The organism is Crenobacter sp. CS_VA4 (genome assembly GCF_055597485.1).
This window is the reverse complement of sequence record NZ_JBVMAE010000148.1, coordinates 1-256: the sequence shown is the minus strand read 5'-3', so window position 1 is coordinate 256 and position 256 is coordinate 1. Positions and strand designations below refer to the sequence as shown.

The 256-nt window shown below is 56.2% G+C and carries 1 protein-coding gene; it reads left to right on the top strand.

Annotation, left to right across the window (positions count from 1 at the left end; all coding sequences use genetic code 11):
- Positions 1-230 (top strand): phage head closure protein (locus ACZ2IA_RS23095; RefSeq protein WP_470294917.1); only part of this gene is annotated, 230 nt, incomplete at its 5' end.
- Positions 231-256 lie beyond the last annotated feature (26 nt).

Sequence of the window (256 nt, the reverse complement as noted above, 5' to 3'; positions counted from 1 at the left end):
CTGAAATTCGTGCTATCAGTGGGCGTGAGCGCATGTCTTCCGGGGCGCTTTACTCCGAAGCCACTGTGCGAATCTGGACGCGCTACCGCGACGATATCACCACCGCAAACCGCATTCTGTATCGCTCGCCAAACGTCCGGGGGCAGGTTTACGGCATCGTGGCCGTCATTCCTGATGTGGATCACACCCGGCTTGAGCTGCTGTGCAAGGGAGGCATTTTCAATGAGTGAGTTAATCGGTCTGGAAGAAGCAAAGC